The sequence below is a fragment of the Haliea alexandrii genome (assembly GCF_003719295.1).
In the GTDB taxonomy this organism is placed as follows: domain Bacteria; phylum Pseudomonadota; class Gammaproteobacteria; order Pseudomonadales; family Halieaceae; genus Haliea; species Haliea alexandrii.
On the sequence record NZ_RFLW01000005.1, the window covers coordinates 44,512 to 70,155 of the forward strand.

Genomic DNA, 25,644 nt, shown 5'->3' on the forward strand with positions numbered 1-25,644 from the left:
GGCGTGCCCCGAGTTCGCGCTCCCTGCTATAGTAGGCGCTCCGGCTCCAACGCACTGAGACATCATGCCAAAAAAATCCACTGCCCCCACCTTCGCCGAAACCCTCACCCAACTCGAAGCCCTCACCACCCGCCTTGAGGACAGCGACACGTCCCTCGAACAGTCCCTGCAGGATTTCGAACAGGGCGTACAGCTCATCCGCCAGGCCCAGCAGTCCCTGCAGGAAGCCGAGCAGAAAGTGCAGCTGCTGCTGGAGAAGGACGGCAAGCCCGTCACCACGCCCTTCCACGGTGAGGACGAGGAAGGCGTTACCGAGTGACCCCGGCCCTGAACACCCTGATGGAGCACAGCCGCGAGCGCTGCGAGGCGCGCTTGCAGGCGTTGAGCCACATTCAGCCGCAGGATGCGCGCGCCTCCGGTGCGCTGGCCGGTCTGGAGGAAGCGGTGCGCTACGCGCTGCAAGCAGGCGGCAAGCGTATCCGGCCCTGCCTGGTATACGCCGCAGCTCAAGCCGCCGGCGACAGCAACACCCACGCTGCCGCGCTGGATAACGCCGCCTGCGCCATGGAACTGGTGCACACCTATTCCCTGATTCACGACGACTTACCGGCAATGGACAACGACGACCTGCGCCGCGGGCGTCCCACGCTGCACAAGGCCTTCGATGAGGCCACCGCCATTCTCGTGGGTGACGGCCTACAGGCACTGGCTTTCGAGTTGCTGGTGGATGACGAAGGCCTGCCCGCCGAGGCCCGGATGCGCATGGTCCGGGTACTGGCACAAGCCGCAGGCCTTGGCGGTATGGTGGGCGGGCAGTTTGTGGATATAGCGGCCACCGGCAGCCCGTTGGCACTGGCTGAACTGCAAGGCCTGCACACGCTGAAGACCGGCGCACTGATTCGTGCCTCACTCAGTCTCGGCGCCATTGCGGCGAGCGCCTCGCAAGAAGAGCAGGCAGCGCTTGAGGTATTCGGCGAACATCTCGGCCTGGCTTTCCAGGTGGTTGACGACATTCTGGACGTGGAAGGCAGCGCGGCCACTCTGGGCAAAACCGGCGGCAAAGACGCCGCCGCGGGCAAAACGACCTACGTCAGCCTGCTCGGTCTTGAGGGCGCTCGCGCAGCGGCGGACGCGCTGCTTGCCGACGGGCTCGAGGCATTGACGTGCTTCGGCGACCACGCAAACCCGCTGCGCGATCTCGCCCGCTATATCGTCCAGCGCCAAGCCTGACAATCCCCGGCGTTGCCGCCAACAACCAAACCAACCAACTGCCGCTCCCTTTGCACGCCGCCCACCGGCGTTTCATGTTGAACCAGCGATTACTGCTTTGCGTTTCTCTTTTGCTATTTATTGACGCAAAGCTACACCTCACCCATGCTGAAAACTGCAAGTCGTCATAAAACCATGCAATCAGAGCGCAGCAGACGCTCGTCCACACACGCCTACCGCACCCTACAGGGGAACAGCCATGAAAAAACAACGCCTGATGCTCGCCATCGCCGCACTCGCCAGCGGCCTCCCCGCCGCCACATTGCCCACGCTCGGCCACGCCGCTGCGCTGGAGGAGGTGGTGGTGACGGCCCGCAAACGTGCCGAGAACCTGCAGAGCACTCCCATTTCCATTACTGCGCTCTCGGGCGAAGACCTGGCGCGAGCCGGTATCAACCAGCTCACCGCCATCGAGCGCCAAACACCGAACCTGAACTTTACGGTCGGCACCGGCGGCGGCAGCTCTACGGTTAACGCCTTCCTGCGCGGTGTGGGTGAGTTCGACTTCATTCTCACCACCGACCCCGCCGTCGGCCTCTATCTGGATGGCATTTACCTCGCACGAGCCTTTGGCGCCAATATGGAGCTGGCGGATGTGGAGCGCATTGAAGTGCTGCGCGGCCCGCAGGGCACGTTGTTCGGCAAAAACAGTATTGGCGGCGCCATCAGTGTTATCACGCGCAAGCCTACCGGAGAGAGCAGCGCGGAATTCGGCCTGGCCACGGGTTCACGCAATCTGGGCGAAGTGTCGTTCTACGGCCAGACGGCGCTGACTGACACGCTGTCAGGCAGCATCTCCTACCTGCGGCGCAAGGCAGACGGCTGGCAGGAGCGGCCCGGCGACGATGCCGGCGATATCGACCTGTCTACCGCACGCGCCATCCTCAACTGGGCGCCCACCGACAGCTTCGAGTCCACCCTGTCCGTGGACTGGCACGAGCAGGACCAGACGGGCTACCCCAATGTGATGCTGACCTGGCAGGACGGCACCCTGTTTGGTGACCTGTGGAACCAGCTGAACCCCGACAACCCCTGCTGTACGCCGAACGCCAACATCGATGTATCCGGCATTGAAGGCCCGCTGCCCAACGACGACGTCGAGGGCATGGGCGTTACCTGGACGAACACATGGCAGGTGAACGACAGCCTGGAATTCAAGTCGATCACCGGCTACCGCGAGACCGAAGCACTCTTCGGGCGCGACGGCGACAACAGCGCACTGAACTACTCGGGTGACATTCATGACCAGGACCACGACCAGTTCAGCCAGGAACTGCAGCTGGTGGGCACCAGCGGCGCGCTGGAGTGGGTAGGCGGCCTGTACTACTTTACGGAAGATACCCGCGATTTGACGGACCTGATCATCATTCAGGGCCTGGGCACGTCGGTATCCTTCGATAACCGGCAGGAAACCAGCAGCTACGCCGCCTATGCGCAGGTCAGCTATGCCGTATCCGACCAGCTGGATGTGTTTGCCGGCATTCGCTATACGGAAGAAGAGAAGGATTTCACCCAGCAAATCAGCAACTACGATTTCGGTGTGCCGCATGTCTTCGCTATCCCCGGCGTGCCGGTGAGCAGCTGCGCATTTGACGCGCCCACAGCCTACTTCGACTGCTCCCAGGACTGGTCCAACACGTCACCCAAAATCGGCGCCTCCTGGCAGCTGAACGATGACGTTATGGCTTATGCGCATGTGAGCCGTGGCTTCCGCAGCGGCGGCTACAACGGCCGCGCCTTCGGCAGCGCGGCGGACCTGCAGGAATACGAACCGGAGATCCTCACCGGCTATGAGGCCGGTATCAAAGCCGATCTGCTCGGCCGCAGCCTGCGGTTGAACGGCGCTGTGTTCTACAACGACTACGAGGACATTCAGGTGCTGATCACGCGCGCCGGCTCCGTGGCCGTGGAGAACGCCTCCAAGGCGAGCATTGAGGGCGTTGAGCTGGAAGCCACCTGGCTACCCGTCGAGGCATTCCAGTTGCAGGCCGGCGTGGGCTACCTGAACGATGATTCCGACGGCTGGGTGGATGTCACCGGCGACTACACCAACACCGAACTCAAGCACACCCCGGAGTGGACCTTCAACATGGCCGCCGACTACCGCTACGACCTGGGAGAAATCGGCGACCTGCTGTTCCGCGCGGATATGCGCTATACCGACAGCTACTACCTCAACGCGGTGAACAGCTCGGTGTTGCAGGTGCCTGGCCATACGCTGTTCGGTGCGGGCCTGATCTACACCTCACCCAGCGAGCTGTGGGAGGTGGGCCTGATTGGCACCAACCTGGGTGACAAACGCGTGCTGAACTCGGGCTTTGACGGCAGCGGCTTCTTCGGCTACTTCGAAGGCAGCTACAACAGGCCACGCACGGTGGAACTGAGCCTCACACTGCGCATCTGACCGGATGACCGCAGTCTCCACCTACCAGCCGGACGCCATCGACATCGCCATCATGACGGCGCTCGAGGGTGACATCCGGCGTCCTGCCCAAACCCTTTCCGATACGGTAGGAGCCTCGCCCATCACGGTGCGGCGGCGTATCGAACGCCTGCTTGCGCAGAGCGTTATCAGCCTCGCCCCACTGGTGGACCTGCACGCCGCTGGCTACCCGAACCTGCTGTTGATTGGCATCAACGTGGAGCACATCTCACCCTTTGATGTGGCGCTGGCGATTGCCGCACTGCCCGCTGCACTCACGGTGAACGTGGTACTGGGCCGGCACGATATCGAGCTGGTAGCCGCCCTGCCCAGCCGGGAGGGTGTGAGCACGTTTCTCACCGAAACGTTGCCGCGTATCGCGGGCATTGCACGGGTAACACCGGCCATGGCCCTGGATGTGTGGAAATTCCGGCGCGGTTACCAGGCCCATTCGGCGGACGATGTACCTCGTGAACACCGGCTGCTGGACACGGTCGACCGCAGGATCGTCGCCAGCCTGCGTCAAAACGCACGCAAGAGCAATCGCGCCGTTGCCGCGGAGATTGGTGCCTCCGAATCAGCGGTGCGCAGCCGTATAAAACGTATGCAGCACACGCGGCAAATCAGCTTCGAGTATCTGCAGGTGCTCCGCGATGGCCCGATGAGCGCGGCGTTTGTCGGTATTGACGTACACGGTGGCAGCGGACGCTCGGTGTGCCGGGCACTGGCCCTCATCCCGGAAGTCAGCTTTGTGGCCACAACGCTGGGGCGGCACGATTTGATCTGCGCCTTGAATGTTACGCAAGTGGAACAACTGACCGGATTACTGCACGAGAAAGTGGTGCCCATCGACGGCGTGAAGAGTACAGCGCCCTCGCACTGCCTGCAGCAGATTGCTCACCAATCGGAGTTGGGGTTGATTCTCTAGCAGCGGTTTCGTGCCCTGTGCTACGGGGTATCGCAATCGGCTGCACCGCCGAGTCAGGCAGCGACCGCCTACCCGCTGTGGCCCGTAAACAAATGCCCCAGCTTCGCACCCTTGGTTTTCAGGTATTTTTCGTTGTGGGGGTTGCTCGCGCAGTGTAGCGGCACCCGCTCCACCACCTCGACGCCGTTTTCCTCCATCGCCGCCACTTTGCGCGGGTTGTTGGTCATCAGGCGCACCCGGGTGATGCGAAGATGGCGCAGCATCGGGCCCAGGATGGAGTAATCGCGCATGTCGGCGCCAAAACCCAGCTGTTCGTTGGCCTCGACGGTGTCGGCGCCCGCATCCTGCAGCTTATAGGCCTTGATCTTGTTCAGCAGGCCAATACCGCGGCCTTCCTGGCGCAGGTAGAAGATAGCCCCGCGACCAGCCTCGGATACCGCCTTCATGGCCGCTTCCAGCTGGTTGCCACAATCGCAGCGCAGGCTGAACAGGGCATCGCCGGTCAGGCATTCGGAATGGATGCGCGCCAGCACGGGTTCACCGCTGCCAACATCACCCATGGTGAGCACAATATGCTCCTTGTTCGAATCCGGGTCTTCAAAACCGTGGATATCGAACACGCCCCAGGCGGTGGGCAGGCGGGAAGTCTCTACGTAGCGTACTGGCACGGGGCAATCCGGTGGCGAAAAAAAGGGGCGTAGTTTAGCACTTAATCGCCGCGGGTGTGGGCACGGGCACTACCATTCACGGGACAGCGACAACACGCCGTTGCGCTCGCGCAGCTCCACGTGCTGCAGGTAGCTCATCCCCAGCAGAATGGTGGTCGGGTAGTCACCCACCACCACCGTGGCGCGCACCCCCTCCACTGGAATACCGCCCACCTCTACCCGCTCCAGGTTCAGCACCCAGGCGTCGGAGACACCGCTCGCGGTCTCCACCGTAGAGGGCATGCCGGCTTCATAGTCCAGGCCCAGCGCCGCGGCCTGCCGCGCATTGAGTGCCACCACATTGGCGCCGGTATCCACCATTACCTGCACCTTGCGGCCGTTGATGAGGGCGCCGGTGATGTATTGCATGCGCTCGTTACGCGGGATCTGCACTTCGCGCCGCTCGGGCGCGACGTAGTTGGTGGTGATATTGCGATTCAGCCCTACACGCTGGCGCGCGCCGTTGATATCCAGCAGGGCGATAGTGGCATCAGCACTGATCAGCTTCACCCCGTCGAAGCTCTCGCCGGCGCGCAGGGTCTTGCGCTGGCCGTTGATCATCAAAACCGCGGTGTTCGGCAGCAGCGCTTCCACGGTCACCGAAGCGGCGAGCAAGCGGCCACTGGCAAGCACCAGCAGCAGGAGCAACACGGGCACCCACCAGCGCCTGCAGACTGGGCCGGAAAACCGGGATTGCCGAAGACTCATGCAGCTCACCAGGCTACCCGACCGCCATCAGCCAGAGGGCGATATGCACGGTGATGCAGGCCATGATCCCCGCCACAATATCGTCGATCATGATGCCGAAACCGCCGGCCACCTTGCGGTCCAGCGCGCCGATCGGCCAGGGTTTGGCGATGTCATATACACGAAACACCACAAAGCCGATCACCACCCACATCCAGCCTGCGGGCATGGCCCACATGGTAATCCAGTAGCCGACAAACTCGTCCCAGACAATGCCCGGGTGATCGTGCACCTGCAGCTGCTGGCTGGCGCGCTCACAAATCCAGACGCCGGCGACGGCCGTTGCCAGCACAAACAGGGTGTACCACAGCAGCGGGAACGCTGTGCTGGCAAGCGCGGCATCCACCAGCAGGAACAACGGCACGGCCGCCAGCGTGCCCACGGTGCCCGGGGCAACCGGCGACAAGCCGCTACCGAAGCCGAAGGCGAGCCATTGCACAGGGTTGCGCAGCAATGCAGGGGGCGGTGGAGCGGCAGACTTGGCCATGGGGCGTGTATCCATGCGGTCGAGCGCCCAGTTTACTGTGCTTTGACGCGGGAACAACCGGTGATTTCCTTCCCGCGCGACGGCCGGGTCTACCCGGGGGCCGGCTCAGAAATGGTTATAGCCCGGCGCAAGCGGCTCAAACCCGGGGCACACAACGCCCTCCCCCTCCGTCACCTCGCCGATTCGGCTACAGCCCGCAGGCGGCTGCACGGCAGCGGGGAAACAAAAGCACAGTTCGTAGTCGTCGCCGCCGGCCAGCGCCCAGGCCAACACCTGCGCACGGTCAGGATGGGCCTCCAGCGCCGAAGACAGGGGCAGCGCCTGCGCATCGATGCGCAGCTGCACGCCGCTGGCGGCGGCGATATGCCCCGCGTCAGCCAGCAGGCCATCGGAGAGGTCGATTGCCGCCGTGGCGGTATTGAGCAGGGTGGCACCGAGCGCCAGTCGCGGCGTGGGCCGGAAAAAACGCTGTTCCAGATATTCGGCGGCCTCCAGGCTCGGACGATAGCGGCCCTGCAGCACCGCCAACCCGGCGGCGGCATCACCCAGGGTACCCGACACGTAAACTGCGTCGCCGGGCTGTGCCCCGCCGCGGGTCAGTGCCAGCCCGGGGGGCAGGGCACCGAGCACCTGCACGGTAATGGTCAGGGGGCCGCGGGTGGTGTCACCGCCCACCAGCGGCAGCGAGAAGGCGCTTGCCGCGGCAGCAAGACCCTGGCTGAAGCTGTGCAGCCACAGCTCGTCGGCCGCGGGCAGGGTGAGCGCCAGGGTCATACCGAGTGGGCGCGCGCCCATGGCAGCGAGGTCTGACGCGGCGGCAGCCACGGCGCGGTAGGCCACATCTTCTGGCAGGCTGTCCGCAGGGAAGTGCACGTCTTCAACGACGGTATCCACCGATGTGGCCAGGCGCTCACCAGTTTGCAGCGAGAGAATCGCGCAGTCATCACCCACCCCCAGCTCAACGGCCGGGCCTGCCCCCAGGGCGGAGAAATAGCGGGCGATCAGGGAGAACTCGTCAGCCGGCATCAGGCGCTGGCGTCGGTTTCGGCCTTGCGCAACTGGCGAGCCGCTTTATCGAGAACGCCGTTGATGTATTTGTGGCTGTCCGTGGCGCCGAACTTTTTCGCCAGGGAGACGGCTTCGTTGATCACCACTTTCCATGGCACGTCGATGCGCTGCTGCAGCTCGAAGATGCCCATGCGCAGCAGACTGCGCTCGATGGGGTCCAGCTCGTCGAGTTTGCGGTCCAGCAGCGGCGCGAGTGTTGCCTCCAGCTCATCCACGCAGCCCGGCACACCGTGCAGCAGGGCCTGAAAGTACTCCAGGTCCACGTGGTTGAAGTCGTAATCGCTGCGGAACTCCGCCTCGATCTGACTCACCGGCGCTTCCGCCATATGCCACTGGTAGAGCGCCTGCATGGCGTAGTGCCGCGCCTTGTGGCGCTCGGCGGCCAGGGTATTGCGGGCTTGTTTGCTCACGGCAGCGCTCAGCTCCCGATCCGGCCCAGCAGGCTGACCATTTCCAGCGCCGACAGCGCCGCCTCCGCGCCCTTGTTGCCGGCCTTGGTGCCGGAGCGCTCAACCGCCTGCTCAATGGAATCCACGGTGAGTACGCCAAAGGAGATGGGAATGCCGTGGTCGAGGCTCACTTGTGCGATGCCCTTGGTACACTCGCCCGCCACATACTCGAAATGCGGGGTGCCACCGCGAATCACGGCGCCCAGTGCCACAATGGCGTCAAAGCCGCCCTGTTTCGCTACGCGCTGGCACACCAGCGGTATTTCGAAGGCACCCGGTGCGCGCACCACGGTCATCTGCTCTTCTCTCACGCCGTGACGGCGCAGGGCGTCAATCGCGCCCTCGAGCAGGTGCTCAACCACAAAGCTGTTCCAGCGGCCGACCACGAGTGCGTATTGACCATCGGCAGCCGTGAAATCCCCTTCGATTGTCTTGATGTTTGTCATGCGAATTCCTTGTTCGTGTGTGCCCGGGCACTAGGGCGCCAGGTATTCCAGCACTTCCAGGTCAAAACCGGAAATGGCATTGTACTTGATGGGTGCGCCCATGAGGTGGATTTTTCCCACCCCCAGGTCCTTGAGAATCTGCGAGCCCAGGCCCACCTTGGTGTAGGTATCCGGCAGCGCGCGGGCGCTGGAGGGCGCTTCACCCAGCGCCATGTCGATGCTGTCGAGCAGCTGTTCGCCGCTTTCATCGCCGGCGAGCAGCACGATCACACCGCGCCCCGCCTCCGCCACGCGCGCCATGCAGGCGCCGAACTGCCACGAGGGTCGCCCGTCTATGCGGCTTGCCACCAGGTCGCGCAGGGTAGAGGCCACATGCACCCGCACCAGCGTCGGTTCGTCCGCGGTTATTTCACCGCAGGTGAGTGCGAGGTGCAGTTCCCCAGCCGTATTGTCGCGGTAGGCGAGCAGGCGGAAACGGCCGTACACCGTGTCGATCTCGCCGTCGCGCACGCGCTCGATGGTGCGCTCATTAACCATACGGAAATGGATGAGGTCGGCGATGGTGCCTATCTTCAAATCGTGGCTGCGGGCGAACTCAACCAGCGCAGGACCATCCGCCAGCAGACCCTCGGGGGTGAGGATGTCGGCGATGACCGCCGCCGGCAGCAGGCCCGCCAGCGCCGCGTAGTCACTGGCGGCCTCGGTGTGGCCGGCGCGGGTAAGCACGCCGCCGGGCAGTGCGGTGAGCGGGAAAATGTGACCGGGCTGCACAATATCGGTGGGCACCGCCTGCGGCGCAACGGCAGCCTGCACGGTGCGCGCGCGATCCGCCGCCGAAATACCCGTGTCAATGCCCTCCGCAGCCTCGATAGACAGCGTGAAATTGGATTTTTCACCGTGTGCTGCCGGCACCATGGGCGGCAGGTCCAGCTGGCGGCAGCGTTCCTCGGTGAGCGCCAGGCACACCAGGCCGCGGGCCTGACGTGCCATGAAGTTGACGTGCGCGGCGCTCACATGATCCGCCGCCACCATCACCACGCCTTCATTATTGCTGTCGTCATCGTCATCCATCAGCACCACCATGCGGCCCTGGCGAATGTCGCTGATCAGTTCGTCTACGCTGTTTGTCTGCATGCCTTTGCGATCCTTGTGGGACGGTGCGCGGTTAGCCGCGCAGGTAGCCATTTTCAGCCAGGGTAGCGAGGGAGACGCCCGCCTGCCCCGGCACAGCGGCGGCATCGCCAAGTACCAGCCGCTCGAGATAGCGCGCAATCACGTCCACCTCCAGATTCACCGGGCTACCGGGACGGTATTCGGCGAACACGGTTTCCGCCCGCGTCTGGGGAATAATGTTGAGTTCGAACTCCGCGCCATGCACGGCGTTCACGGTGAGGCTGGTGCCGTCGACACAGATACTGCCCTTGTGCGCGATGTACTTGGCGAGGCCATCCGGTGCGCGCATCACGTAGCGCCAGGAGCGGCCATCTTCCACAGCGCTGACCACCTCCCCCACACCGTCGATATGGCCACTGACGATGTGACCGCCCAAACGGCTCGCGGGCGTCAGGGCCTTCTCCAGGTTGACACGGCTGCCGGGCTGCAGGCCACCGAGTGTGGTGAAGTCCAGGGTTTCGCGGGACACATCCGCCCAGTAGCCATCGCCAGGCAACTCGGTCACCGTGAGACAGACGCCATTGGTGGCAATACTGTCACCCAGCTGCACATCGGCGAGATCCAGCTTGCCGCTGTGGACCCGCAGGCGCAGGTCGCCACCCGCCGGCTGCAGCGTGGCGATGGATCCAACGGCCTGGATAATTCCTGTGAACATAGTCTGCCCTGTGTCTTGTGTCGCACGCCGGTTGCCTGGCGCGCACGGCTCAGGCGCCCGGTACGGCGGTAAATCGCCAGTCTTCGCCCACCTGCCGCACGTCGCGCAGCCGCAGCGGCACCTTGTCCGCCATGGCCTCCAGTGGCAACGCCAGCAGCGGCCGTGCGGTACTCCCCAGCAGGGTCGGCGCCATGTATACGATCAATTCGTCCAAAAGGCCCAATTGTAAAAGTGCACCCGCCAGACGGGGCCCGGATTCTACCAGAATTTCGTTGCACTGCCGCCTGTCGAGTTCGGTAAACAGCGCCTGCAGGTCCAGCCCACCAGCGGCACGGCCCAGGGCCAGCAGCTCACTAAACGGGGACGGTGCGGATACAATCGGCGTGTGAGCGCTATCGTGGCACCAGAGCGTTGGCGCGTCCTGGCTGAAGACCCGCGCCCGGACGGGTGCCTGCTGCCGCGAGTCCAACACGACACGCAGCGGCTGACGGGCAGCGGCGCGGGTCGCCAGCGCAGCGGGCAATCCCAGCTCGGAGGCACGTACAGTGAGCGAACAATCATCCGACAACACCGTGCCGACGCCCGTGACCACGGCACAACTCATCGCCCGCAGCCGCTGCACATCGCGACGGGCAGCCGCGCCGGTAATCCACTGGCTCTCGCCAGAGGCCATGGCCGTGCGCCCATCCAGCGACATCGCCAGTTTGGCGCGCACCCGCCCCCGCCCACGGCGCATGCGGGCGACAAAACCGGGAATAACCGACTCCGCCTCGGCCTGTAACAAGCCACACTCGACGGCCACGCCGGCGGCCTCCAGGCGGGCAAGGCCGCTGCCGGCCACTTGCGGGTTGGGGTCCTGCATGGCGGCGACCACACGCACTACCCCGGCTGCCAGCAATGCCTCGGTACAGGGGCCTGTTTTACCGTGGTGGCTACAGGGTTCAAGCGTGACATAGGCCGTGGCATCACGAGCATCGCCCGCCGCCGCCAGTGCCTCCACCTCGGCATGGTTGCCGCCGGCAGGCTGCGTAAACCCCTCGCCGATCACCTGGCCATCGCGCACCAGCACACAGCCCACGTGGGGATTGGGCATGGCGGAGTAACGGCCCTCACGAGCCAGTTGCAGGGCCCGCGCCATCATGCGGGTATCAAACGCCGTGTCAGCCATGCAGGTGCCTTGCCGCGCCGCTCAGGCGCTGCCGCGCTCGGGCCGCGGCTCGGATTCCAGCAACTCGATAGCGTCCTTGAATTCGGCGATATCCTGGAATTTGCGGTAAACGGAAGCGAACCGCACGTACGCCACCTGGTCCAGCTGCTTGAGGTGCTCCATCACCAGCTCACCGACCACACGCGACCCCACTTCCCGTTCACCCGTCGCCCGCAGCGCATGCTTGATGTGGTTGATGGCGGCTTCCACGTCCTCCACCGGCACCGGGCGCTTTTCCAGTGAGCGCTGGAAGCCCGCACGCAGCTTGGCCTCATCAAAGGGTTCGCGGTTGCCGTTGTGCTTGATGATGCGCGGCATCACCAGTTCTGCCACTTCGTAGGTGGTAAAACGCTCATGACAACTCAGGCACTCGCGACGGCGGCGAATCTGGTCGCCTTCGGCAACCAATCGCGAGTCGATTACCTTGGTATCATCGGCAGCGCAAAACGGGCAGTGCATGAACGTTCACCTATAGGACAAGTGCCTGAAGCCTAACACATTTTGGCTCTGCCTAGCGCAGCAAGAGGGCGGAAAGCCGGGGCACGAGCACGTGCAGCCACGTTCATCTCCACTAGCGTACTGTGCATCCATACGGGCATCCTGCTGCGCCAAGCGCGCGCAACTTTGCTATCTTCAGCCCACTGTCAGAGGAGAAACCCATGCACGCTCGCTTTCCAGTCCGGCTCATTCAACGCACCCTGGCGCTCACCCTGGCGCTGAGCGTCATCTGGCCCACGGCCTCATTTGCCCAGAAAACCGCGCGCCCGGTGCTGCTCGGCAAGCACTGGGTGGCCGTGACGGGCAAGCCACAGGGCGCCACCGCCGGCGCCATGATGTTCCAGCAGGGCGGCAACGCCATTGATGCCGCGGCGGCAATGCTCGCCGTTACCGCCACCATGTGGGACGTGCTGGGCTGGGGCGGGGAAACCCAGGCGCTCATCTACAACCCGAACACCGGCAAAGTGATCGGCTTGAACGCGCTGGGGGTTGCCCCTACCGGTGCGACGCCCGGGTTTTTCCGCCAACAGGGCATGCTCTACCCGCCGGAATACGGCCCACTGGCAGCGGTTACGCCCGGCACCCCGGGCGGCCTGATGATGATGGTGGCGGAATTCGGCCGCCTGAGTCTGGCTGACGTGCTGGCGCCCGCCATGGAAATGGCTCGCGGCTACCCCATCGAAGCCACTCAGGCACGTTTCATCGAAAGCCGCCGGGATATCCTGGAGCAGTGGCCGGATTCCCGGCGCGTGTTCCTGCCCCACTTCAACAGCGAGGCCCCGGAGCAGCGCGCAGCGCCCGCACCCGGCGAGGTGTTCCAGCAGGCCGATCTGCTCGCCACGCTGCAAAAGCTGGTGGAGGCGGAAGCCCGTGCACTGGCGGCGGGGGCCGACCGCAAGGCCGCCATCATGACCGCCTATGAGCGCTTCTACCGCGGCGACATTGCCGCCGAAATCGTGCGCAGCAACCGCGCCGCGGGCGGCCTCATCACCGCCGAAGACCTCGCCGACTGGGAGGTCATCCTCGAAGAGCCGGTGAGCGTGAACTACCGCGGCATCGACGTCTACAAGCTCACCACCTGGACCCAGGGGCCCGCCCTGCTGCAGGCACTGAACCTGCTGGAAGGTTTCGACCTGCAAGCCATGGGCTACAACAGCACACGCTACATCCACACGCTGTACCAGGCCATGAACCTGGCCTTCGCCGACCGCGACTTCTACTACGGCGACCCCTACATGCCACCGGAAGAACCCATCGCCGGCCTGCTTTCCAAACGCTATGCCGACGAACGCCGCAAGCTCATGCCCAGCGACCACAACCTCACCGATCTCAAGCCGGGCGACCCCTACCGCCATCAGCGCGGCAAGAACCCGTTCGAGACTCTGCGCCAACAGTGGACCCCGATACCCCCTGCCGCCGATGCCGAGGGGGCTGACAGCTTCCAGCAAGCCGGCGTGATGACGGCAGACGAGGCCTTCCTGGCAGGCACCACCTCGATTCAGGCGGCGGATGCCGAAGGCTGGGTGATCTCCGTCACCCCGTCCGGTGGCTGGATACCCGCATTTATCGCCGGCAACACCGGCGTTGGCTTGAGCCAGCGCATGCAAAGCTTTGTGCTGGACGAGGCCCTGAACCCCTACAACGTGGTGCAGCCCGGCCAGCGCCCCAGAGTCACGCTGACGCCATCGATGGCGCTCAAGGATGGCAAGCCACTGATGGCTTTCTCGGTACAGGGGGGCGACACCCAGGACCAGAATCTGCTGCAGTTCTTTCTCAACATGGTGGAGTTCGACATGAACGTGCAGCAGGCGGCGGAGGCGCACAACATCCTCAGCTACCAGATGCAGAGCTCGTTTGGCGCGCACCAGTCAGAACCCGGGCGTTTGCAGGTCACACCGCTGGTATCGCCGTTTACCCGTGCCGAGCTTGAGCGCATGGGGTACTCGGTAGAGGTGGTGGAGCGCACCTACAACCCGACCACGGCGATCTGGTTCGATCATGAGCATGGGGTGATGCAGGGTGGTGCGTCGGACTACGGGGATGACTACGGGATTGCCTGGTAGCAGCCTACCGGGCTGCCGGGGCTGCCGGGGCTGCCGGGGCTGCCGGGTTTGGAGCTTCGTAGCGGCGGGACAACGTGGGTTATCGCGGCGAGAACGGCCACTCGTTTTCCATCATCTCCGGGCGGCTGCGCAACTCGACCATTTTTGCTGCGCAAAAATTGGGACTCGAACAGTGCTCGCCGTAAAGCCCCCTACGATGATGGAAAACGAAAGCTGTGGCCTGATTGTTCTCGCCGCGATAACCCACGCCGTCCCTCATACAGAGCGTATTTCCCAGAGGTGGGCGGCTCGCACAGTGCAGATTGCCCAGAGGTGGCCGGGTTGACGCGCCCCATGGATTGAGATGGATTAAGATGAGCCGTGGAGCTTGTTCTAAATGTTGCAGCGTCGATCCCACGCTTTCTGGACTTCCCTCCCGCTATCTCACTGATCCTTTCGCAGGCTCAGCCTTCAGGCCCGATGCGGTGCACGGGTGGGCGAACATTCAGGCCACAGCTTTGGCTCGCGATCACCGTAGGGGGTAGTCCGCGAGCACTGTTCGAGTCCCAATTTTTGCGCAGCAAAAATGGTCGAGTTGCGCAGCGNCGTAAAGCCCCCTACGATGATGGAAAACGAAAGCTGTGGCCTGATTGTTCTCGCCGCGATAACCCACGCCGTCCCTCATACAGAGCGTATTTCCCAGAGGTGGGCGGCTCGCACAGTGCAGATTGCCCAGAGGTGGCCGGGTTGACGCGCCCCATGGATTGAGATGGATTAAGATGAGCCGTGGAGCTTGTTCTAAATGTTGCAGCGTCGATCCCACGCTTTCTGGACTTCCCTCCCGCTATCTCACTGATCCTTTCGCAGGCTCAGCCTTCAGGCCCGATGCGGTGCACGGGTGGGCGAACATTCAGGCCACAGCTTTGGCTCGCGATCACCGTAGGGGGTAGTCCGCGAGCACTGTTCGAGTCCCAATTTTTGCGCAGCAAAAATGGTCGAGTTGCGCAGCGGCCCGGAGGTGATCGCGAGACAGTGGCCGTTCGCCCACCCGTGCGCCGCTTCGGGCCGCGCTACGAAGTCCCAACTCACCGATAAACAGGAAACCGCGCACAGATGTCCAGCACCTTGGCCTTCACATCAGCAATCGCCGCATGCGCGGACCCCTGCTCCAGCGCCTCCAGCACATCACACATCCACCCCGCCAACTCGATAGTCTCCGCTTCCTTGAACCCGCGGGTAGTGATGGCCGGCGTGCCCACGCGCAGGCCGGAGGTGATGAACGGTGAGCGCGGATCGTTGGGTACCGCGTTCTTGTTCACCGTGATGTTCGCATTGCCCAGGGCCTCGTCGGCATCCTTACCCGTGTAGGGCTTGCCGATCAGGTCCACCAGCATCAGGTGGTTGTCGGTGCCACCGGAGACGATGTTGATGCCCCGATCAATGAAGGTCTTGGCCATTGCCCGGGCGTTGGCCACTACCTGCTGCTGGTAGGCAATGAACTCGGGGCTCTGGGCTTCCTTGAAGCTCACCGCTTTTGCCGCGATCACGTGCATCAGCGGGCCACCCTGGCCACCCGGGAACACGGCAGACTGGAACTTCTTCTCCAGTGCTTCGTTGGCGCGCGCCAGAATGATGCCGCCGCGCGGCCCGCGCAGGGTTTTATGGGTGGTGGAGGTCACCACATCTGCATGCGGTACCGGGTTGGGGTAAACGCCCGCGGCGACAAGACCGGCCACGTGCGCCATGTCTACGAGCAGGTAGGCGCCCACTTTGTCGGCGATTGTGCGAAAGCGCGCCCAGTCCATCACCCGTGAATAGGCAGAGAAGCCGGCCACGATCATCTTCGGCTTGTGTTCCAGGGCCAGCGCTTCGACCTGGTCGTAATCCACTTCACCGGTGTCGGCTTTCAGGCCGTACTGCACCGCATTGTACATTTTACCGGAAAAGTTGGGCTTGGCACCGTGGGTGAGGTGCCCCCCGTCCGCCAGGCTCATGCCCAGCACCGTGTCGCCGGCCTGACAGAGCGCCTGGTATACCGCCGAATTGGCCTGGGAACCGGAGTGGGGCTGAACGTTGGCGTAATCCGCACCGAACAGTGTCTTCGCGCGCTCGATCGCCAGCTGCTCGGCCTTATCCACGTACTCACAACCGCCGTAATAGCGCTTGCCCGGGTAACCCTCGGCGTACTTGTTGGTCAGTACGGTGCCCTGGGCTTCCATAACCCGTGGGCTGGTGTAGTTTTCGGAGGCAATCAGCTCGATATGCTCCTCCTGACGACGCTCCTCCTCCTTGATAGCGGCAAAAATCTCGTCGTCGAACCCCTCAATGGTCATGCGCTGGTCAAACATCGGTGTCCCCTGGCAGGCGGGGCCGCGGCGGCCCGTGAAATGAGCGGCGCATTTTACCCAAATTCGGCGCTGCATATAAGTGGAGAGTCACCGCCGGACGATTCCTGTATTATTTCTGTCACTGTTATGACATAGAGTGAGCGGTCAACCCGCAACAGCGACACAGGAACCCTCGGTAAACGATGAATATCAGTATTTTTGGCAGTGGCTATGTGGGCCTGGTGCAGGCCGCGATTTTTGCCGATGTGGGCCACAAGGTCGTCTGCATGGATATCGACGCGGGCCGCGTCGACAGGCTGCGCGAAGGCGATGTGCCTTTTTACGAGCCGGGCCTGTCGCAGCTTATTCGCAACGGCATCAGCAACGGGCTGCTGTCGTTCACCACGGACGCCAAAGAGGCGGTACAGGCCAGTAACTTCCTCTTCATCTGCGTCGGCACACCAGCGGGCACGGATGGCTCCGCCGACCTCACCTACGTGATGCAGGTGGCAGACTCCATCGCCCGCTACATGACCAGCCGCAAGGTGATCATCACCAAATCCACGGTGCCGGTCGGCACCACCGATACCGTGCACCGGCACATCCTGCAAACCCTGCACAACCAGGGGCGGTCGATCGCAGTCGAAGCGGCGTCCAACCCTGAATTTCTCAAGGAAGGTTCCGCGGTGGCCGACTGCCAGAGCCCCGACCGCATCATCATCGGCACCGAATCGCCACGCGTGCTGGAAGAACTGCGGCGCATGTACCAGGCGTTCAACCGCAATCACGAAAAAGTGATGCATATGGACCCACGCAGTGCGGAAATGACCAAGCTCGCCGCCAACGCCATGCTCGCCACCAAAATCAGCTTCATGAATGAAATGGCCACCATCGCCGAAGCCGTGGGCGCCGACATCGAACTGGTGCGTCGCGGCATGGGGTCAGATCCGCGCATTGGCTATCAGTTTATCTACCCCGGCTGCGGCTACGGCGGCTCCTGCTTCCCCAAGGACGTGCGCGCGCTCAAGCATCTGGCAGAGCAGCACGGCCATCGCGCGGGCATTCTCACCGCCGTGCACGACACCAACCAGCGGCAGAAAAACAAGCTGGCGGAACGGGTCATGGAGCGCCTGGGTGCCGACCTGAGCGGCAAGACCATTGCCGTGTGGGGGCTGTCCTTCAAACCCAACACCGATGACATGCGCGAGGCCCCCAGCCGCTACCTGATGGAGGGTATCTGGTCCTGCGGCGGCAAAGTGCGCGCCTTCGACCCGCAGGCCATGCAGGCCTGCCGCGAGATCTACGGCGAACGTGAAGAGCTGACGCTTTGCGCGCACAAGGAGGATGCCCTGCAGGGGGCTGACGCGCTGGTGATCTGCACCGAGTGGAAAGCGTTCTGGTCACCCGACTTCGAACTGATCAAGCGTGAACTCAGTACACCCTTGATTTTTGACGGTCGCAACCTGTACAACCCGGCGCAGATGGAAGAGCTGGACATCGAATACTACGGCATCGGCCGCGGCCGTTCCCTGGCAAAACCGGCATGACTGCAAAGGTGGCGCTGGGCTGGCGGGAATGGCTGAGCTTGCCCGAGCTCGGCATCACGCAGATCAAAGCCAAAGTGGATACCGGCGCACGCACCAGTGCCCTGCACGCCTTCTACGTTGAACCGTTTGAACGCGACGGAGAGCCCTGGGTGCGCTTTGGCATACACCCTCAGCAAGGCAACACCGCACTGGTGGTCGACTGCGAGGCGCGCGTGGTGGACCAGCGCCAGGTCACCGACTCGGGCGGACACCGGGAAGTGCGCTATGTTATCCAGACAGCCATAGCACTGGGCGGCGAACACATCGACGCCGAAATCACCCTCACCGACCGTGAAAACATGCGCTTCCGCATGCTGCTCGGGCGCACCGCCATGCGCGGTCGCTGCCTGGTGGACCCCGGTCAGTCCTACCTGCTTGGCAGGCGGGCACGCTCACAGGAATAACGGCAGATGCCGGCAAACGGCAAGGCACTGAAAATAGGCGGCCAGGTTATCCAGCCGGGCGAACGCAAGGTCATCGACATACCCGTTGCGCCCACCTACACCCACGACAACCTGTCCATCAGCGTACAAGTGGTGCGCGGCAAACGCCCGGGGCCAGTGCTTTTCGTCTGTGCCGCCGTGCACGGCGACGAGATCAACGGCGTGGAGATCATCCGTCGCATCCTCAAGGACCCGCACCTCGACCGGCTGCGCGGCACGCTGGTCGCCATACCCATCGTCAATGTTTACGGTTTCATCAACCACACCCGGTACCTGCCTGACGGGCGCGACCTCAATCGGTCCTTCCCCGGCTCCGCTCGCGGCTCCCTGACCGGGCGCATTGCACACACCTTCCTGCAGGACATTGTCGCCCACTGCACCCACGGCATCGACCTGCACACCGGTGCCCGCCACCGCAGCAACTTCCCCCAGATACGCGCGAACCTGGAAGACCCTACGGTGCTGGGCATGACCGAAGCCTTTGGCGCTCCCATTGCCATCGACGCCAAGATCCGCGACGGCTCCCTGCGCCAGGCGGCCGGTGACCTTGGCGTACCGGTGCTGCTCTACGAGTCCTGCGAGGCGCTGCGCTTTGACGAGATCTATATTCGCGCCGGGGTGAAAGGCGTGCTCAACGTCATGCGCCATATCGGCATGTTGCGCCGCTCGCGCGCCCGCTCACGCCCGCCGACGATCAGCCGCAATACCCGCTGGGTGCGTGCGCCGGAGAGCGGCATCCTGCGGGTGCTGGTACCGCTGGGGGCAGAGGTGCAGCAGGGCCAGACGATCGGCTTTATCGCGGACCCGATGGGCACCAGTGAGACGGATGTGGTGGCGGATACCCACGGCATTGTGATCGGGCGCACCAATCTGCCACTGGCGTATGAAGGCGATGCGCTGTTTCATATAGCGGAGATCGGGGCCAAGGCGAATTGGGAGGTGGACGAGTTTCACGAGGCGCATGAGCCGGATGCCTCGGAGTTGGATCCGGAGAATTTGAGTTCAGCGCCGATTGCGATTTAGCTTCCCGAATGACCAGTGCCGCCACCGTGAGGCACGCCGTCACCAGATGGCTCACCTGCCGGTGGCTCTCGTGCGATGATCCGCGTAACTGACTCACCCTGAATTCCCGCATAAAACACCAGAATGACAGCCGGCACCGCGCCGTCATTGGAGCCGTAATGACGGATGTTCACCAGTTCTATCAGTGTATCTCCTGCTTTTAAATGCCTGCTCGAGCCGTCTTCAGCATGCACCACCAACTCACCGCTCAAGAGCACGCCCGCATTGGCATAGGGGTGCACATGCAAGGGCAGGCTTGTGCCCGGTGGGATTTCGAACCTTAGAATCGTTATTTCGGGCTGGCCGTCGGCATAGTGTGGCAGAAGATCGCCGTTCCACATGAGCGGGCTCTTGACCAAGGTCTCAACCTTCGCATGCCCAGCTAACGGGTCAGCTCTTACTCCGGCAGGAAATACCATGAGAAAAACGGCAAGCACATGCAGCATCACCAACCGACGCATGGTCATCCCCCCTTAAACGCAATATTAGAATATTGCTCTTTGCCATAACGCTGCGCCCGCACCGCCTGCTTCGCCAGATAATCCTGCGCATCATCAACGCAGAGAGGTTTGCTGTACAAGTAACCCTGAAGAATATCGCAGCCGATGTCTTTGAGCACCGCGGCTTGTTGTTCCGTCTCGACACACTCCGCCACAACCAGCATGTCCAGGCTCTTTCCGAGAGTCGTTATCGACCTGACGATGCCGCTGTTTGCTTTGGTTGAGATACCGCGGACAAAACACCCATCTATTTTCAGGACCGTTACGGGAAGGTTCTGTAAGTAACTCATGCAAGAGTAGCCGGTTCCAAAATCGTCTATTGCAATAGTGACGCCCTTATCTCGCAAGGATGCCAGGGATTTCACGGCACTGGACGTGGAAGCAATAAAAGTATCCTCAGTGATTTCGATCTCAAGCCACCTTGCATTCAGCCTGGATTTTTCCAGAATCGACATGATGTCCGCCACTGCCCGACTATCATTAAAGAAGGTCGCCGGCAGATTGACAGCCACCTTTACCGGTAGCAGACCCGCCGCTTGCCAGGCAGAATTCTGCATGCAGGCCTCTTCCAGCACCCACCGGCTGAACCGGTCCATAAAGCCAGCTTCAGCGAGCACCGGCAAAAAATCAGTCGGGGGGACATACCGACCGTTCACCAGCCAGCGCACCAAGACTTCAAACCCGACTATCTCGCCACTGGCCAGGTTGATTTGTGGCTGATAAACCAGGGAGAACTCTTGCTCTTCCAGCGCCTTGTGAACCTGCACCTCAAGACTCAGTCGCTGTTTCGACAGTGTCTCCATGTCTCTGTGGAAATAGTGAATCTGCCCCGGAGCCTGAGCTTTGGCATGATACATACTCATGTCGGCATGCCTTAACAACGTGGCCGCATCACCGCCATGGTGCGGAAACTGGGCGACACCAATACTGGCGGAAACGTGCAAAACATGCCCTTCCAGGTGCAATGGCTTTGCCAGTTCCGCCAGGATTTTTCCCGCAATGTACTCAACGCTTTCGTCCCGTTCGATATCTTCCAACAAGATAATGAACTCGTCTCCGCCAAAGCGGCATACAGAGTCTGACTGTCGCAAGAGTCCTGACAAGATGCGCGCCACGGCAACCAGCACTGCGTCACCCAGCCCATGACCGAGACTGTCGTTAATCACTTTGAACCGGTCGAGATCCAGAAACAGCAGGGCAAGGGAGTTTTTTCGTCTCGAGGCAATCTCTATCGAATGTGACAGACGATCCCCCAGCATGTGCCTGTTCGGCAGCCCCGTTAATTCATCGTAATTTGCACGAGCGTACAATTCGGACTCATGCCGTTCTATGGTGTCCAGCATGGCGTTCACACCCGACACTACATCGCCTATCTCGTCTTGTCGCAACACATCAAGCCGCTGGTGGTAGACTTTGTGCTCCGCCACATGGCGGACAAATTCGACCAGCCTGCTTACGGGTACGGCGAGCAGTTTCTGTAGCCGCCAGTTCAGCATGTAAGCCAAGACGACGCTTCCGAAAAAAATCAGGGAGCCTATCGCCAAATAACGCTGTCTTTGCGCGAGTGAGGCATTGCCGCTTTCTGAAACGACAATGACACCCAGGTTCTCGTTATCAAGTGTAATGGTGTGCGATACATAAACATTGCCGTTGGCAAAAAACAGGCCTTCCTCGAAGTCGGTCAGCCAAAAATCAACCTCTTCACCGGGGCGAATATATTCAGCAAACAACGCTCCATTGGCATCATAGATTTGCGCATACCGCGTAGTAGCGTATTGCTCGAGGAAGGCCAGCGCCTGGACAGCAGAGTACTTGTCAGCAAACAACAACGCGGATGCGCTGGTCGCTCCCAGCAGTGTGGCCTTCCCCTGTGTGACCTCAACCATGTTGTCTTCATGGTTTTGAACAAACGTTGTAAAAAACAGCCCAGACATCACGATGAGGGACAGAAGGTTGATTCCCACCGTGCCCAGAAATTGCCTTTGAAAGAACGACAATGACGCGAGCATTCGTTCAGTCATCAGGCGCCGCTCCTCGCCAACTTTCGCAGTTCTGAACTGACGAGGACGTTGAGTTGCACAAGATTATCTTGCTGGAAGAAAAAACGGACGCGGTTTTCTTCAACGAAAAATACAATCGCAGCGCCCGGGACGTCTATCGACCCGGAGTCCGCTACGATCAGGGCGCCATTATGCTCGGATGGCGGAGGATCAAATGCATGATGAGAAAATATGATATCGCACGCCGACGACTCATCCAGTGAATAAACCTCTACCGCAGCCTGTGATCTACCAACGCGCCTGCCCGTGACAAGATCCGTCAGAAAATCGAGAAATGGCGGGAAATCGTTGATGCAGATCGCGACCCGCGCAGCCTGTCCCGAGCCATCCTTGTCCGGCCATTCAATGTATTTGGTGAAGTTGAAGAGATACGCGGCCTTGATCTTCTGTTCCTTGACCAGCCTTTCGCCCGACAAAGCCGGCATGGCCGACACAAGCAAAACCAACGCTCCCACCATCCCGCTCACTCTGGCGAGAAAGCCTGGTTTGCACCGCCGGTCAAGCAACGCTGACACCCTACCACGCTCGCAAGAACTGAATTGAACTGCGCCATCGCTCTTTTGGCTGCGGCCCATTGAGCTCTTGATGGACAGGCACACCCGTCTCCATGTTCAACTGCAAACGATCAGTAACTCTCCAGGCAAGACCAAACTGCGCACGCAGTTTCTGGCCGCCATACAGTCCGGGGTTTGTAATGCTGGCGGGGTACGGAAACGGCGCTTCCACCATAAGTGAACTGTCGCGCCCCAGGATGGAGCCACTGTAACCAAGGTGAAGTCCTGCGGTGGCCTGGATATTCGGCGAAATATCGACTTCGTAGCGTACGCTGGCCGCATAATTGTTTCCAAGACGATAATTCCGCTCATTCCTGCCCGTCCGTAGGTTAGCGGAAAGGCCGAATACAAGGTTCCCGCTGGCGCCTGGGCGGTAACTCAGTTCCAAGGGGAAGTCGTAGGTTCCGGAGCCCAGCTGCATCGTGTACGGCAGCTGCTGATTCCCAGGAGCCCGCGGCGTGTCACCTTCTTCATCTATAGAGCCTGTCGGGAGGCTAATACCTCCCGAGAATACCCAACTATCGCCTCTCGGGGTGTCCAGTGCATAGCTGGCAGTCAGCGCGACATCACCAAGGCCCGAGGTCTCCAATATGAAGAACCCATAATCGCGAACGATGCTGATGTGGTCGGTTTCCTGAGCGACGTAGGGCAAATAGACATGGCCGCGCCAGTACGAATTGAATTTGTATTCCAGCCCCAGGATATGCGCGGACTGGCGAATCACCGTAGGCACCACCGGAAAGTTTTTATCCGTACGCTGCTCGCCGGGCCCGTTCCATAGCACGTCCTGAAAACTCAGGGCCCGGTCTCCATCCAGGTAACCTTCGAACTCTGATAGTCGGTACTCGTAAATCAGTGCCCAAGGTGATGCTAAAACGCTTCCATCACTGCCTTTCCCTTCGTGTATGGTTTGTCTTTGAAGCTGATGTAGTGTCAGTTCCGCGAATTCGGACGGCGTGCTTTGAGCAACTGCCTGCGATACCCCAAAGGCGAAAAGACACAGGACTGCACCCGCAAATCGTATTGCGCCCACGCTGTTCCACCCTGAAAGCATCTGGTACATGAAAAACGTCTCAAGACCCCCTTTTGTGTGACCTGCATCACACTTTTACCGGCTTAGATTGACACGAAGTGGCGGGATAAACTGAAACAAACTGCAACGCGCCGGCGACGACAGGGTCCTGCAACAAAAAACAGAGATGCACAGGAGCACCGCCTTTCCGCACGCCGTGCGCATGCGATAGCAGCTTGCGCGACGACTGAATCCCCCGGCGATTCCTGCTAGAATCCGCCCACATTTTCGACCAACAAAGGCAACGCAACCAGATGGCTCAGTACGTCTACACCATGAACCGCGTCGGCAAGGTAGTGCCGCCGAAAAAGAAGATCCTCGAAGACATTTCGCTGTCCTTCTTTCCGGGCGCCAAGATCGGCGTACTCGGATTGAACGGCTCGGGCAAGTCAACGCTGCTGCGCATCATGGCGGGAATAGACACGGACATTTTGGGCGAGGCGCGCCCGCAGCCGGGTATCAAGATCGGCTACCTGCCGCAGGAGCCGCAGCTCAACCCGGAAAAAGACGTGCGCGGCAATGTCGAGGAAGGCCTGCAGGAGGCGGTAGACGCGCTGGCGGGGCTGGACAAGGTGTATGCCGCCTACGCGGAACCGGACGCGGATTTTGATGCGCTGGCGAAGGAGCAGGCGCGGCTGGAGGACATTATCCAGGCCACCGATGCCCACAATCTGGACCACAAGCTGGAAGTGGCAGCGGATGCGCTGCGCCTGCCGCCGTGGGATGCGGATGTAACCACGCTGTCTGGTGGTGAGCGGCGCCGGGTGGCGCTGTGCCGTCTGCTGTTGTCGGCACCTGACATGCTGCTGCTGGATGAGCCGACCAACCACCTGGATGCCGAGAGCGTCGCCTGGCTGGAGAAGTTCCTGCACGATTTCCCGGGCACGGTGGTGGCCATTACCCACGACCGCTATTTCCTGGACAACGCCGCCGGCTGGATTCTGGAGCTGGACCGGGGCCGCGGCATCCCCTACGAGGGCAACTACTCGGATTGGCTGGAAGCCAAGGAGTCGCGTCTGGAGCAGGAGAAGCGGCAGGAAGCCTCGCATCAGAAGGCGATCAAGGCGGAACTGGAGTGGGTGCGCAGTAACCCCAAGGGCCGTCAGGCGAAAAGCAAAGCGCGCCTGCAACGCTATGAGGAGCTGCAATCTCAGGAGTTCCAGGCGCGCAACGAGACCAATGAAATCTACATTCCGCCGGGGCCGCGCCTGGGCGACAACGTGGTGGAAGTCACGAACCTGAAGAAAACCTACGGTGAGCGACTGTTGTTCGACAATATCAGCTTCACGGTACCCAAGGGCAGTATCGTCGGCATCATCGGCGCCAACGGCATGGGCAAGTCGACCCTGTTCCGGATTCTGATGGGCGAGGAGCAGCCGGACGGCGGTGAGGTCAAGGTGGGGGAGACTGTCCAGCTGGGCTATGTCGACCAGTCGCGCGATGACCTGGACGGCAGCAAGACGGTGTGGGAGCAGGTATCGGGCGGTCAGGATGTGATCCGCATCGGCAACTACGAGGTGAATTCGCGCTCTTACCTGGGGCGTTTCAACTTCAAGGGCTCGGACCAGCAGAAGTTCGTCAAGGATCTTTCCGGCGGCGAGCGCAATCGCCTGCACCTGGCCAACCTGCTCAAGCAGGGCGCCAACGTGCTGTTGCTCGACGAACCGACCAACGACCTTGATGTAGAAACCCTGCGCGCGCTGGAGGAAGCGCTGCTCACGTTCCCGGGGAGCGCGCTGGTGATCTCGCACGACCGCTGGTTCCTGGACCGGATTGCCACGCATATCCTGGCCTACGAAGACGATGGCAATGTGGTGTTCCACGAAGGCAACTTCACGGAATACGAGGAGGATCGCAAGGCCCGTCTGGGCGCGGCGGCCGCGCAACCGCACCGGGTCAAGTATCGCAAGTTGAAGTAGGCCCGGTGTAGGCTATGATTTCA

General features: G+C 61.8%; 24 protein-coding genes. 9 read left to right on the forward strand and 15 right to left on the reverse strand.

Features of this window, described 5'->3' with window-relative positions; translation table 11 throughout:
• Positions 1 to 64 precede the first annotated feature (64 nt).
• The 4 genes from EGJ68_RS16470 to EGJ68_RS16485 all read left to right on the forward strand — a co-directional run bounded on the left by EGJ68_RS16470 (position 65) and on the right by EGJ68_RS16485 (position 4,619).
• The gene (locus tag EGJ68_RS16470) at positions 65 to 319 is read left to right on the forward strand and encodes an exodeoxyribonuclease VII small subunit (RefSeq protein WP_123035645.1); all 255 of its coding nucleotides are present in this window, start codon (positions 65 to 67) and stop codon (positions 317 to 319) included.
• Complete coding sequence (locus tag EGJ68_RS16475) at positions 316 to 1,230, forward strand: polyprenyl synthetase family protein (RefSeq protein ID WP_233248867.1); 915 nt, start codon at positions 316 to 318, stop codon at positions 1,228 to 1,230. Before EGJ68_RS16470 ends, EGJ68_RS16475 begins: the two co-directional genes overlap by 4 nt.
• A gap of 238 nt (positions 1,231 to 1,468) precedes the next feature.
• Entirely contained in the window at positions 1,469 to 3,673 is a 2,205-nt protein-coding gene (locus tag EGJ68_RS16480) for a TonB-dependent receptor (protein ID WP_123035646.1), read from the forward strand.
• Between the two features lie 4 nt (positions 3,674 to 3,677).
• Complete coding sequence (locus EGJ68_RS16485) at positions 3,678 to 4,619, forward strand: Lrp/AsnC family transcriptional regulator (RefSeq protein ID WP_123035647.1); 942 nt, start codon at positions 3,678 to 3,680, stop codon at positions 4,617 to 4,619.
• Between the two features lie 68 nt (positions 4,620 to 4,687).
• On the opposite strand, the gene ribA is transcribed toward EGJ68_RS16485, so the two are convergent.
• The 10 genes from ribA to nrdR form a co-directional block, all read right to left on the reverse strand.
• Positions 4,688 to 5,287 (reverse strand): GTP cyclohydrolase II, encoded by a 600-nt coding sequence (gene ribA / locus EGJ68_RS16490; protein ID WP_123035648.1) that lies wholly within the window; start codon positions 5,285 to 5,287, stop codon positions 4,688 to 4,690.
• 69 nt (positions 5,288 to 5,356) lie between these two features.
• Entirely contained in the window at positions 5,357 to 6,034 is a 678-nt protein-coding gene (locus EGJ68_RS16495; protein ID WP_123035649.1) for a retropepsin-like aspartic protease family protein, read from the reverse strand.
• Positions 6,035 to 6,047: 13 nt separating this feature from the next.
• The gene (locus tag EGJ68_RS16500) at positions 6,048 to 6,575 is read right to left on the reverse strand and encodes a phosphatidylglycerophosphatase A family protein (protein WP_233248868.1); all 528 of its coding nucleotides are present in this window, start codon (positions 6,573 to 6,575) and stop codon (positions 6,048 to 6,050) included.
• Positions 6,576 to 6,665: 90 nt separating this feature from the next.
• Entirely contained in the window at positions 6,666 to 7,586 is a 921-nt protein-coding gene (thiL, locus tag EGJ68_RS16505) for a thiamine-phosphate kinase (RefSeq protein WP_123035650.1), read from the reverse strand.
• Positions 7,586 to 8,038, reverse strand: a complete 453-nt coding sequence (gene nusB / locus EGJ68_RS16510; protein WP_027950858.1) for a transcription antitermination factor NusB — start codon at positions 8,036 to 8,038, stop codon at positions 7,586 to 7,588. The genes thiL and nusB overlap by 1 nt, the downstream gene beginning before the upstream one ends.
• A gap of 8 nt (positions 8,039 to 8,046) precedes the next feature.
• Positions 8,047 to 8,523: a 6,7-dimethyl-8-ribityllumazine synthase gene (gene ribH / locus EGJ68_RS16515; RefSeq protein ID WP_123035651.1), complete on the reverse strand. Its 477-nt coding sequence runs from the start codon at positions 8,521 to 8,523 to the stop codon at positions 8,047 to 8,049.
• Between the two features lie 30 nt (positions 8,524 to 8,553).
• A complete protein-coding gene (gene ribB / locus EGJ68_RS16520) occupies positions 8,554 to 9,657 on the reverse strand; it encodes a 3,4-dihydroxy-2-butanone-4-phosphate synthase (protein WP_123035652.1) in 1,104 nt (367 codons plus the stop codon).
• A gap of 31 nt (positions 9,658 to 9,688) precedes the next feature.
• Positions 9,689 to 10,351, reverse strand: a complete 663-nt coding sequence (locus EGJ68_RS16525; protein WP_123035653.1) for a riboflavin synthase — start codon at positions 10,349 to 10,351, stop codon at positions 9,689 to 9,691.
• A 49-nt stretch (positions 10,352 to 10,400) separates the two neighbouring features.
• A complete protein-coding gene (gene ribD, locus EGJ68_RS16530) occupies positions 10,401 to 11,519 on the reverse strand; it encodes a bifunctional diaminohydroxyphosphoribosylaminopyrimidine deaminase/5-amino-6-(5-phosphoribosylamino)uracil reductase RibD (protein WP_123035654.1) in 1,119 nt (372 codons plus the stop codon).
• A 21-nt stretch (positions 11,520 to 11,540) separates the two neighbouring features.
• Positions 11,541 to 12,017 carry a transcriptional regulator NrdR gene (gene nrdR / locus EGJ68_RS16535; protein WP_123035655.1) on the reverse strand — a complete coding sequence of 159 codons (477 nt, stop codon included), beginning with the start codon at positions 12,015 to 12,017 and terminating at the stop codon, positions 11,541 to 11,543.
• A gap of 200 nt (positions 12,018 to 12,217) precedes the next feature.
• On the opposite strand from nrdR, the gene EGJ68_RS16540 reads away from it, so the two are divergent.
• Entirely contained in the window at positions 12,218 to 14,119 is a 1,902-nt protein-coding gene (locus tag EGJ68_RS16540) for a gamma-glutamyltransferase family protein (RefSeq protein WP_123035656.1), read from the forward strand.
• 1,064 nt (positions 14,120 to 15,183) lie between these two features.
• On the opposite strand, the gene glyA is transcribed toward EGJ68_RS16540, so the two are convergent.
• A complete protein-coding gene (gene glyA / locus EGJ68_RS16545; protein ID WP_123035657.1) occupies positions 15,184 to 16,446 on the reverse strand; it encodes a serine hydroxymethyltransferase in 1,263 nt (420 codons plus the stop codon).
• A 182-nt stretch (positions 16,447 to 16,628) separates the two neighbouring features.
• On the opposite strand from glyA, the gene EGJ68_RS16550 reads away from it, so the two are divergent.
• From EGJ68_RS16550 to EGJ68_RS16560, 3 genes are read left to right on the forward strand one after another with little or no spacing between them, the layout of a single operon-like run.
• A complete protein-coding gene (locus EGJ68_RS16550; RefSeq protein WP_123035658.1) occupies positions 16,629 to 17,972 on the forward strand; it encodes a UDP-glucose dehydrogenase family protein in 1,344 nt (447 codons plus the stop codon).
• Positions 17,969 to 18,415: an ATP-dependent zinc protease family protein gene (locus EGJ68_RS16555; protein WP_123035659.1), complete on the forward strand. Its 447-nt coding sequence runs from the start codon at positions 17,969 to 17,971 to the stop codon at positions 18,413 to 18,415. The genes EGJ68_RS16550 and EGJ68_RS16555 overlap by 4 nt, the downstream gene beginning before the upstream one ends.
• 6 nt (positions 18,416 to 18,421) lie before the next feature.
• Positions 18,422 to 19,477, forward strand: coding sequence for a succinylglutamate desuccinylase/aspartoacylase family protein (locus EGJ68_RS16560; RefSeq protein WP_123035660.1), 1,056 nt, complete (start codon positions 18,422 to 18,424; stop codon positions 19,475 to 19,477).
• Here EGJ68_RS16560 and EGJ68_RS16565 read toward each other — a convergent pair.
• Genes EGJ68_RS16565 through EGJ68_RS16580 form a run of 4 tightly spaced genes read right to left on the reverse strand, consistent with a single transcriptional unit; the run spans position 19,474 to position 23,693 of the window.
• Positions 19,474 to 19,977 carry a cupin domain-containing protein gene (locus tag EGJ68_RS16565; protein ID WP_123035777.1) on the reverse strand — a complete coding sequence of 168 codons (504 nt, stop codon included), beginning with the start codon at positions 19,975 to 19,977 and terminating at the stop codon, positions 19,474 to 19,476. The two genes, EGJ68_RS16560 and EGJ68_RS16565, sit on opposite strands and share 4 nt — an antisense overlap.
• Before the next feature lie 2 nt (positions 19,978 to 19,979).
• The gene (locus EGJ68_RS16570; protein WP_123035661.1) at positions 19,980 to 22,037 is read right to left on the reverse strand and encodes a putative bifunctional diguanylate cyclase/phosphodiesterase; all 2,058 of its coding nucleotides are present in this window, start codon (positions 22,035 to 22,037) and stop codon (positions 19,980 to 19,982) included.
• The gene (locus tag EGJ68_RS16575; RefSeq protein WP_233248875.1) at positions 22,037 to 22,534 is read right to left on the reverse strand and encodes a YfiR family protein; all 498 of its coding nucleotides are present in this window, start codon (positions 22,532 to 22,534) and stop codon (positions 22,037 to 22,039) included. The genes EGJ68_RS16570 and EGJ68_RS16575 overlap by 1 nt, the downstream gene beginning before the upstream one ends.
• A gap of 58 nt (positions 22,535 to 22,592) precedes the next feature.
• On the reverse strand, positions 22,593 to 23,693 hold the full coding sequence (locus EGJ68_RS16580) for a transporter (RefSeq protein WP_233248869.1): 1,101 nt from the start codon (positions 23,691 to 23,693) through the stop codon (positions 22,593 to 22,595).
• Between the two features lie 263 nt (positions 23,694 to 23,956).
• On the opposite strand from EGJ68_RS16580, the gene ettA reads away from it, so the two are divergent.
• Positions 23,957 to 25,621 carry an energy-dependent translational throttle protein EttA gene (gene ettA / locus EGJ68_RS16585; protein WP_123035663.1) on the forward strand — a complete coding sequence of 555 codons (1,665 nt, stop codon included), beginning with the start codon at positions 23,957 to 23,959 and terminating at the stop codon, positions 25,619 to 25,621.
• Positions 25,622 to 25,644: the final 23 nt, after the last annotated feature.